This window comes from Alkalimonas sp. (genome assembly GCF_020831925.1).
Lineage (GTDB): Bacteria > Pseudomonadota > Gammaproteobacteria > Enterobacterales > Alteromonadaceae > Alkalimonas.
This window is the reverse complement of sequence record NZ_JAFIFQ010000043.1, coordinates 19,061-27,489: the sequence shown is the minus strand read 5'-3', so window position 1 is coordinate 27,489 and position 8,429 is coordinate 19,061. Positions and strand designations below refer to the sequence as shown.

Here is an 8,429-nt window from a genome sequence, read left to right as displayed (position 1 = left end):
CCGATGAAGCCATGTGGCAAAAAGTTCACCCGGTGATGCTGGATCAAACATTGCGGATGCAGGCACTGGTGCAACAACTGCTTGCCTTATCACGGATTGAAGCCTCCGGGCCGGTGCAGCATGAACAGGTGGTGAAGGTGCCGGAATTGTTGCATTATCTGGAGCAAGAAGCCCATTCGCTGAACCGCGATAAACAGCATCAGATTGAATTTCACATTGACGAGCAATTGGTGGTGAAGGGCAGTGCTGATGAGCTGCGCTCGGCCTTTTCCAACCTGATCACCAATGCCATTAAGTACACCCCACCCGGTGGTGAGATCAAAGTGAGCTGGCAGCGCCAGCACCACAAGGCGGTGTTCTCGGTGAATGACAATGGTGAGGGCATAGCCCCTAAGCATGTAAAACGTTTAACCGAGCGCTTTTACCGGGTGGATCAGGCCAGAAGTCGTGCTACTGGCGGCAGTGGTCTGGGGCTGGCCATTGTGAAACACGTGCTATCGCGCCACAACAGCCGCTTGCTGATTTTCAGTGAGCCCGGCGCCGGCAGCAGTTTTTCCTTTAGCCTGGCGGCGGAAGACTAACGTGTTGGTATCAACCAAGCCCAAGCGCCGGATAGCTGTCGATAATCTGCTGGCGGCGAAAGCAGTTCAAGCTATGATCGTTGACCATGCCACAGGCCTGCATATGGGCGTAAATGATGGTGGAGCCGACAAATTTAAAACCTCGTTGTTTTAAATCTTTGCTCATCGCATCGGATTCTTTGCTGGTTGCACGGTAATCTTCTGGTCTGCAAATGCTGCTAACCTGCGGTCTGCCATCAACAAAGCGCCATTGGTAAGCGGCAAAGCTGCCAAAGGCTTGTTGTATGGCCAAAAAGCAGCGGGCATTGTTGACGGCAGCTTCTACTTTTAACCGATTGCGGATAATGCCGGGGTCTTGCAGCAGTTGCTCAATTCGTTGCTGGTCAAAACGCGCTACTTGCTCGGCATCAAAGCCGGCAAACACCTGACGGTAATGCGGCCGTTTCTTCAGCACCGTGTACCAGCTCAGGCCGGCCTGAGCCGCTTCCAACGTCAAAAACTCAAACAGTTTGTCATCATCCAGCAGCGGTACGCCCCACTCGGTATCATGATAGGCGACATAATCAGCTTTGCTGGTATCCAGCCAGGGGCAACGACACAACTCAGACATGAGGCAACTCCGGGCAGCTAAAAGACAAGTGCAGTGAAAAACCAACTTTGCTTAGCCAGTCAGCTTCCTGCTGCAGATCCGCCTGCAGCAGAGGCTGTTGGGCCAGCCAGTCGATGGGTAAAGTTAGCGTCAGACTGCGTTCGTAAGCTTGGATGACGGGGTCAGGCAACCAATCATCCAGTCTCTTTTGATTGAGCAGCACCGACAGGCGCAACAACACCAGCAAGCGCAGTAGCTGATGCGACGGATAAAGGTACAGCGTCGGCAGGCTGAAGCCTTTCAACTTACGGCGATGAAAGCGCACCAAAAAGGCCAGCACTTGCTGTTGCTCCTGATTAAAACCGGGTAGGTTGGCGTGCTGCAAAATATAAGCAGAGTGCTTTTGAATACCGGAAGAATTAATCTGCAAGCCAATTTCCACCACCTGGCAAGCCCAGAGCAAGAGCCGTGTTTCTGTATTGGCTAACTGCCAGTCGATCTGGCAATGACTGATCAGTTGCCGGGCCGTGCGTTCCAATCGCAGGCAGTGACTCTCATCTACCTGATAACGCCGCTGTAAACTACTGATGGTGCTTTGGCGGATATCCTGTTCATAACGGTGTTCACGCATTTCATTGAGTACCCCCTCACGCAGCGCGGCATCGCAATAGTGCATTTCGTGGATATCCAGCATCTGAAAAGCAGCAATCGCAATACTGAGGGCCGGTGCCAGCAATGGACGGCGGTCGTCGCTCAGTCCAGCCAACTGCAGATGGGAAGTATGCCCCGCTTGTTGCAGCAATTGTTGCAGTTGCAGTAAGTCCACCAGACGCAGCACCCCATCGGTTTGCAGTTGCTGCTGCAGAATATCGCGTAGCACTTTGACGGATCCAGAAGTGCCGAGAGCCTGTTGCCAGCCGGTTTTTTTAAAGCCACTGGCTACCGACTCCATCTCCTGCTCAGCCTGGACTATAGCGCGGGCAAAGCGTTTGGCACTAAGTTTGCCACCAGCGAAAAATTCATTGCCAAAGCTAACACAGCCCATATTGCGGCTGCTAAGCCGCAACACTTCGAAGCCTTCGCCGAGGGCAAATTCGGTGCTACCACCGCCAATATCCATTACCAGCCGTCGATTGCTAGCATGTTCGAAATGCGCCACTCCCTGGTAGATGTAGCGGGCTTCTTCCTGGCCGGAAATAATTTCAATCGGGTAGGGGAAGAAACGACTGGCGCGGCGCAGAAAGGTTTGACTGTTTCTGGCCCGGCGCAGGGTATAGGTCGCAATCACCCGCACCGCTTCCGGAGCAATGCCAGACAAGGTATCAGCAAACTGGCGCAGCACCGTAAGGCCACGCTCCATGGCGTCTTCAGTCAGGATCAGATCGCTGCTGAGACCTTCGGCCAGCTGGACTTTTTGTTTTTCACGATGCAGCAACTGCAGATCGCCATCTAGCTCGCGGGCGATCACCAGATGAAAACTATTCGAACCCAGATCGACCGCTGCCATCAGGCTAGGTTCTGGCGTTGGCTGTGCATTTATTTGACTCAATCGGGTGTCCTTGCTGGCACATCGGGTTGCAGGGCTGCCAAATAATCATAGGTAGCTTGCTGCGAGCGAATATTGCGCTTATTGCCACGTTTCACGTAGCTATTACTCTGGCTGGCATCGAGCAGCCGCCCTTTGACGTTATCTTTGAGCTGGATGTGCAGGATGTCAAGGATTTGCTGCTTTAAACGCAAATCGTAGATTGGCACGCCAACTTCGACGCGATGGTCGATGTTGCGGGTCATCCAGTCAGCGGAGGAAATATAGACCTCAGTTTCACCACCATTATGAAATACATACACCCGGCTATGCTCCAAATAACGGTCCAGCACACTGACCACCTTGATGTTCTGACTCAACCCTGGCACGCCAGGGATCAGCGAGCACATCCCACGAATGATCATGCGGATTTTCACCCCAGCCTGACTGGCCTGATACAGCAAGGCGATGATGTCTTTATCCACCAGGTTGTTTATTTTCAGGATAATTTCCGCTTTGCGGCCTGTGGTGGCAAAGCCAATTTCCCGCTGGATCAGTGCTACCAGGCGTGGCCGGCTCCAGGTGGGGGATACAATGAGATGATTGAACTGATAGGCCCGGTAGCTGTACTCAATAAATTCGAACACCTGATCGACTTCAGCGGTAATTTCCGGGTGACAGCTAAACAGGCTCATATCGGTGTAGATACGGGCGGTTTTCTCATTGAAGTTGCCGGTGCCTATATGGGCATAACGCACCGCTTTGCCACGTTCCAGTCGGGTGATTAAACAGAGTTTGGAGTGAATCTTTAACGTAGTCAGGCCAAACACCACATGGATACCGGCTTCGGTCATTTTGCGGGACCAGTTGATGTTGTTTTCTTCATCAAACCGTGCTTTGAGCTCGACCACTACAATGACTTTTTTGCCATTGCGCACTGCATCCACCAGAGAACTGATCACCCGAGAGTTTTTGGCCACCCGGTACATGGTCAGTTTGATGCTGCTGACTTTGGGATCAAAGGAAGCCTGACGGATCCATTCGGTAAAATAGCCAAAATCCTGATAAGGGTAGTGCAGCAGAATATCGCTGGCGCGAATGGCATCAAAACTGGTGGCGTATTGCTCAAACTCTGGGCTCGGCAACGGGGGTTGAGCGGCAAACTCCAGGCTGTGGTGGCCCATATTTGGGAAACTAATAAAGTCTTTGAAATTACGGTAACGTCCACCAGGAATTAACGAATCCATTGAGCTGGTGCCCAGCTGTTTGCCAAGCACCTTGAGCATGGCTTCCGGCATGTCTTTATCGTACACCAGCCGAACCGGCTCGGACTTCAGGCGCTGCCGGATGCCTTTGGACATTTTATCCAGCAGGCTTTGATCCAGCGTATCGCTGATATTGTATTCAGCATCCCGGGTCATTTTCAGCGAATACCCCTGGATCTGCTCAAACTCGAAGAAGCCACTGAACAGGTCGGCCAGACAGAGCAGTAAAATATCATCCAGCAGCATCAACTGGCGGCGATAATGGCCATTTTTTTTGCGGGTATTGAGCTCCAGTGGCAGCTCAACAAAGCGAGAAAGCTCTTGCGTTGGTACCTCGACAATGGCGTATTCCGGCTTGCCCTGACCACTCATTTCGACAAACAAATAGGTGGTATTGTCTTCAAGCGAACGGGCCAGCCGCTGCTCTTCATTGCTAAGGATAATGGGGGAAATGTGTTTTTTAACCTCGGTGCGAAAGTAATTGCGCAGCCAGTCGATTTGCGGCTCAGTTAAGCGGCTATGATCAATTAACTCGATGCTGTGCTTGCGCATCTCAAGTTGAATATCTTTATAGATTTGGTTGAATTGCTCACCCTGCTCAATCACTTTTTGCTGTATGTCTTGCAGCAGTTGCTCGGCATCTTCATCCGGACTGGCCTGGTACTTTTTCAACAAGATGCGTCGCTTCACATCGGCCACCCGCACCCGGAAGAATTCATCCATATTGTTGGAGTAAATTCCCAAAAAACGCAGCCGCTCAATCGCTGGGTTACGGGTATCGGCGGCTTCCTGCAGTACCCGGCCGTTAAACGACAGCCAGCTGAGTTCGCGCGGGATCATCGGGACTTGCAGTGTTTCAGATAAGGGTGAGTGAGTATCCATGCAGGGCTCCTAACAGCTATGGCATTTACTCTATGGCAGTTTTATGACAATTGGATGAAGCGGCCAATGGCCGCTGTAAAAAAAGTGCCCAGTCCGGGCACTGTGTTTACGGTTGGGTATTATTAGCTGGCTACTTCTACATCCACTACCACATCGGTAGCTATAGCTTCCAAGGCAGCAATTACCTCGTCCCGGCTTAATCCAGGCGCTAGTTCCACGGTGGCAATGGCGTTAAACAAGGGCGAGCCCCAATTTGGCGCACTTTGCTTGGAACTTTCAAAGTGAATAATATTGGTGCCTTTGTGTTTAATCACCGAGGATAATTCGCGCACGATACCGGGGCGATCATTGCCAGTAATGACAAACTTAAGCAATTGCTGATTTTGGCCAGCGCTGTCAATGCCATGGTGGATATGAATGTCGAGATCGGCAATGGCTTGCAACGCCTCGGTCAGTTCGGCCAGGTCAGTTTCTGCTACCTCCAGTTGTACAATGCCGGCAAAGTAACCCGCCAGGTGGCTAAGATTACTTGCCATCCAATTGCCATTGTGTTGATTGACCACGGTAGCCAGTTGTTCTACCAGGCCGGATTTATCGCGTCCTATGACGGTCAGGACCAACTGCTTCATAGCGATTCCTTTTGTGTTGACGTCAGTGTGGGGGAGGTCATTCTAATCGTTATTAGGAACCAGGTTCCTTGACCATAAGTGTAGACCTGTCATGAAAATATAAAAGTCGGCTTTGAGATTTTTTTATTCTAGCCTATGTGTTTTGTGTGCGAGTTACCGCCATCGCTAATAAAATCAGTGCTATTAAGTCAACAACGCTTGGTATCGATGCTACTATAGCGCTATGATCCTTACCAAGTGGCTGTGTGTGGGGGCTTCCCATCATAACAGGTTCAGCTCAGGAGATATCGGCGTTTGAACCAGCGAATCGAAAGCAGGCTCCATGCTTTTTTTTTGGCTGCAGGCCTCTGGTTTGTCGTACTTCAGGCTTTTGGCGATGAAGCGATTGCAGTGTTTGCGGGTTCCGAGCGACTAGCCGGTAATCTTACGTCGACAGGCTCCGATAGTCTGAATAGTTTAATGCAGGCCTGGTCGCTTCTGTTTATGCAACAGCATCCAGAGCTGAATGTGCAAATTCATGCCAGTGGCTCCGCTACAGCTGCGGTGGCCTTAACGGAGTCGACGGCGAACCTTGGTCCCATGAGCCGTCCAATGACCCAAACCGAGCGACAGCGTTTTGAAAAAATGCATGGTTACCCGCCACTGGAAATACCGGTCGCTTTGGAGACTTTGGCCGTTTATGTGCATCGCACCAACCCACTCAACGTCATAAATATGAATGAGCTTGAGACGCTGTTCTCGGCAGAGCCTCAGTGTCAGCCAGCCGGGCGGATCACTCGCTGGGCTGAACTAGGGGTTGCTTCTCCGCTTGGCCAACGTCGTATTAGCTTGTATGGCCGCAACTCTGCGTCAGGTACTTATGGGTTTTTAAAGCAACAGCTGCTCTGTCATGGAGATTTCAAGCCGGAGGTGCATGAGTTACCTGGTGCTGCAGCTGTTATTCAGGCCGTAGCCCTGGCGGAAAATGGCATTGGGATTGCCGGAACCCGTCACCAGAGTGCGGCAGTAAAGGCGTTGCAGCTGCAGCAGCAGGATCAACAGCCGATGACTTTGCAGCGGACTTTGTACATTTACCTGAATGCGCACCCGGTGATAGGGCTTGGTGCGGCTGAACTTGCTTTTATGCGCCTGGTGTTATCCGAAACCGGGCAGCAACTCGTGGAGCAACATGGATTCGAGGCCATTCCACCTGAAATTCGGGCTGGGTTGTTGCAGCATTTGAGTGGGACTGTGCATGTGGACTAGAAAGAGTCGTGACTGCATTAGCCGCGTAGCAGTTACCCTGGTTGGCTACAGTGTGTTACTGGCGTTTGCCCTGATCTTTATCTTTTTACTCTGGCAGGTATGGCCACTGTTTCAACCAGCAAAAATCAGTGTACAGTCTTTAGAGTCTGCATCGGTAACTATGGTAGATAGTTACTCTGTTCAGAGCACTAATGGTCATACCGCAACCCATCCGTTGATGCTGGATAATGGGTTGGATGAGCGGGTCCAACTGCAGGCCGATGGATATTTTCAATGGTATCTGCGGGTGGGTGATGACTGGCAGCTCCAGATGCAGGGCCATTTGGGGCTTGCCAGTTGGCAAGCCGCTACCATGTTATCAGGGAGCAGGACTTTGTTGGTGGCGGATAAGAACGCTCAGGTTTATTCCTGGTTCCGCTTGCATCAGGAGCTGATAGTCCGGCCGAGAATTACTCTGCGCCAAATGGAGTTGCAGGCACTGATCCCAGTCTCGGCCGATAGTTTTTTTAGTCTGCATCCGGGGCAGCTGGATTGGTACCATGTGACGACTGGTAAGCACTTGGCAGAGCTGCAGCTGCCCGATACACCCTTGCAACAGCTTCAACTGAGTGAGGATCGTCAACTGATGCGACTACACTGGGGGCCAGATCACAGCCAGGCCTATCAGTTGCAATGGCAACACCCAGCCGTGGCTGGTGGGCAATTGTGGTCGGCGGTGCATTACGAAGGCCGGCGTGAAGCAGCCTATGTCTGGCAAACTGCTGCGGCAGCGGATGACAGTAACCCGCGTTTATCGCTGATACCACTCACTTCTGGGACCTTAAAGGCTGCAGGATATGCGATGTTGTTTGCTACCCCGTTGGCAATTCTTGCGGCAGTCTTCACGGCTTTTTATCTGCCTGAGCGCTGGCGTTACCGAACCCGGGCTACCATGGAAATGCTGGAGTCGATGCCAACGGTGATTTTAGGTTTTATCGCCGCATTTCTCCTCGCGCCCTGGTTGGAACAGCAACTGATGCTATTTTTTGTGTTGCTCGTGCTGGTGCCAACAGTGCTTGTACTGTGCAGTGCACTCTGGTTTCACTGGCGACAACGGCAACAACAACAAGCCGAGCAGCCAGGCGCTGTGCTGGTGCTGTCGTTGGTAGCAGGTATTCTGACGGCTTTTATGCTGGCCCCCGCGTTGGAGCATGCCTGGTTCGACGACAGCTTGCTGCTCTGGCTGGCCGGGCAGGGCATTGACTATCAGCAACGCAATGCTTTGATTATCGGCATGGCGATGGGGTTGGCGGTGATCCCCAGCATTTTTAGCCTGACAGAGGAAGTGGTCTCTCAGGTACCTGCTTCGCTGACCCAGGGGGTGCTGGCGCTGGGTGCTAGTCGTTGGCAGACATTAAGTAGCATGGTATTGCCGGTGGCCGCACCGGGGATCCTGGCGGCAGTGTTGCTTGGACTTGGGCGGGCGCTTGGAGAAACCATGATTCTGATCATGGCAACCGGCAATACGCCATTGCTTGGTTTTGATCCTTTTGAGGGCATGCGTACTCTGACCGCCAGTTTGGCACTGGAAATGCCAGAGGCGGCAGTCGGCTCCAGCCACTTGAAAGTCCTGCTGCTGGCAGCCTTACTGTTGCTGGTGTTAACCTTCTTGATCAATACACTGGTTTCCTTGCTCAGGCAACGGATCCGTCAGCGATATCTGCAACTTTAGGA

At 52.1% G+C, this 8,429-nt stretch carries 7 protein-coding genes; 3 read left to right on the top strand and 4 right to left on the bottom strand.

Translation table 11 applies throughout. The annotated features are described in order from the left end of the window. Positions 1-581: ATP-binding protein (locus JJU14_RS12725; protein WP_300976234.1), on the top strand; the 581-nt coding region annotated here is incomplete at its 5' end. 10 nt (positions 582-591) lie between these two features. On the opposite strand, the gene JJU14_RS12720 is transcribed toward JJU14_RS12725, so the two are convergent. The 4 genes from JJU14_RS12720 to JJU14_RS12705 form a co-directional block, all read right to left on the bottom strand. Next, entirely contained in the window at positions 592-1,191 is a 600-nt protein-coding gene (locus JJU14_RS12720; protein WP_228614068.1) for a DNA-3-methyladenine glycosylase I, read from the bottom strand. Continuing rightward, positions 1,184-2,719 (bottom strand): exopolyphosphatase, encoded by a 1,536-nt coding sequence (locus JJU14_RS12715; RefSeq protein WP_228614067.1) that lies wholly within the window; start codon positions 2,717-2,719, stop codon positions 1,184-1,186. The genes JJU14_RS12720 and JJU14_RS12715 overlap by 8 nt, the downstream gene beginning before the upstream one ends. Further along, positions 2,716-4,842 carry a polyphosphate kinase 1 gene (gene ppk1 / locus JJU14_RS12710; RefSeq protein WP_228614066.1) on the bottom strand — a complete coding sequence of 709 codons (2,127 nt, stop codon included), beginning with the start codon at positions 4,840-4,842 and terminating at the stop codon, positions 2,716-2,718. The genes JJU14_RS12715 and ppk1 overlap by 4 nt, the downstream gene beginning before the upstream one ends. Before the next feature lie 122 nt (positions 4,843-4,964). Further along, entirely contained in the window at positions 4,965-5,471 is a 507-nt protein-coding gene (locus JJU14_RS12705) for an ACT domain-containing protein (RefSeq protein ID WP_228614065.1), read from the bottom strand. 294 nt (positions 5,472-5,765) lie between these two features. Here JJU14_RS12705 and JJU14_RS12700 point away from each other — a divergent pair, with 294 nt between their 5' ends. Together JJU14_RS12700 and JJU14_RS12695 are read left to right on the top strand one after the other, a co-directional pair. After that, positions 5,766-6,716 carry a substrate-binding domain-containing protein gene (locus JJU14_RS12700; protein ID WP_228614064.1) on the top strand — a complete coding sequence of 317 codons (951 nt, stop codon included), beginning with the start codon at positions 5,766-5,768 and terminating at the stop codon, positions 6,714-6,716. Continuing rightward, positions 6,706-8,427, top strand: coding sequence for an ABC transporter permease subunit (locus JJU14_RS12695; RefSeq protein WP_228614063.1), 1,722 nt, complete (start codon positions 6,706-6,708; stop codon positions 8,425-8,427). Before JJU14_RS12700 ends, JJU14_RS12695 begins: the two co-directional genes overlap by 11 nt. The last annotated feature ends 2 nt before the right edge of the window (positions 8,428-8,429 follow it).